The 1,673-nt window shown below is 47.3% G+C and carries 1 protein-coding gene; it reads left to right on the top strand.

The window, feature by feature from the left end:
* Positions 1-1,673, top strand: a 1,673-nt coding sequence (locus ACQEXR_RS20060) for a hypothetical protein (RefSeq protein WP_427021026.1), incomplete at both ends; no start/stop codon positions are given.

Raw genomic sequence — 1,673 nt, 5'->3', positions numbered from 1 at the left:
GTCGACTTAGCCAATATGCAAGAGCATCATTATATTGCTCGAGAGCTCATCGATCATACCGTCTACTTTTATAACGAGGACGATCAGTACCTTATCGAAGTGCTTTATCAAGAGGGTATCGCCCAAGATGCTCGTTGTGTGTTTGGCGAGATGCCTCCAGAAGTGAAATCCGCTTTACCGATTCTAAAGCAAAAACTGAAAACCAAAGCCACCATGTGGCTTAGCATTACGCCACTATCAGAGTTAAGATTATCAAACTTACAAGCCAACCCGGATACCATTGTCAAACTCGGTCAGCGTATCGACTTTGCACAAGCTGCGGCAGGCAACGCGCCAGATACCAGACCGCTTTATGATATTGAGAACTTGTTAGCCGATACGCAAGTGGTAGAGAGTGTTCTAAAATGGACGTTTCCTGCCTTAGAGCCTGTCTCTGATATCAATGGGATACGGGTGCCATACGAAGCACAAACGCCTAAAAATAGCTACGCGGTCTGTCTGGTTGATGCGATTGGTATCGCGACCGATCTGTGCCGTGAGTTCTCTATTGCTTACGATCTCACCATGTCGAGTTTGAGCACGTCGCAACATCCTCTCCAGATGGCAAAATTAACCAAGCACATCATCGACAACGAGATGACACAGGCCGCATCGAAAGTCCCAGAGTATCAACCGACGGGTCATTACGCTGCCGCACTCTCTGTCCGTAAGCGCAGTGATCAAGAAATGGAACAACGCCAAGCGGCAGCAGGCTCTTCAAGAAAGCAAGAGTTAGAAGAGTGCTTGCACGTTGATGAGATGGAAGGTTACCTAAAGGACTACCAAGATACCATGCCCAAACTCAAGCAGCAGCTTGAAATCTTGTCTGAAGATTGGTTGACTTGGTTAGATCATGAACAGCTTGATATCGCGCTCGCTTGGTTAGATGACAGTGACAAAGAACAAATCTCGCTAAAAGAAAGCGTCTTGTTCGCGATGACCAATAATCTAGAGGCAACCGATCAAGGCGTCGCACTGGCTCAACGTTGGAGTAAAACCTTGCTCGCTGTGGTCTCTGAGCAACCGAAACAGGAAAAAGGGGCAGGGGCGCACTTCTTAGCCGCGCTAGGCTTTGCCAAGCCATTGGTGTTAGAAGGTTCTAAATGGCTAAAAGAGCTTAACGGAACAACCAACAGCAATTCCAGTATTGAAGCGATTGCCAGTGTAAGAAGTGGGCTGATTGAATCGGGTGATATGCCTGCAACGGTGGCCACCGATGGGCTGATACAGTCTATCGCCAGCCCTTTGGTTCAATTAAGTCATGAAAGCAATACGGTTGTGCTTTGGCAGGAGACCTATAGCCTGCTCACTTACCGCTATAACTATCAATTCCCATTGGTAACCAGCAATCTGGGTGATGTGATGTTTGATATTGAGGCTTCGTATGCCGTGATGGTGTTTGCGGCAACCGGGCATATCACCAATGCTCCACAACATCAAACCAGTACTCAAACGCTCAACCTGTATGCGGTCAACCAGACGTCAGCCCCAGGAAAAAAAGTCACTACTGTAGATAAACACGCTACATATTGGCTTAAGCAGGTTAACGGCAACGACTTCTTAAGTGAAAAATCTGCCTTGATGAAGCTCTATCGCCAAACAGAGCAGGTATTTGCCCCCAATGTACAAAGCAG

The sequence above is a fragment of the Vibrio sp. TRT 2004 genome (assembly GCF_050113735.1).
Lineage (GTDB): Bacteria > Pseudomonadota > Gammaproteobacteria > Enterobacterales > Vibrionaceae > Vibrio.
The sequence above is the reverse complement of the archived record's forward strand: the minus strand, read 5'-3'. Positions and strand labels throughout refer to the sequence as shown.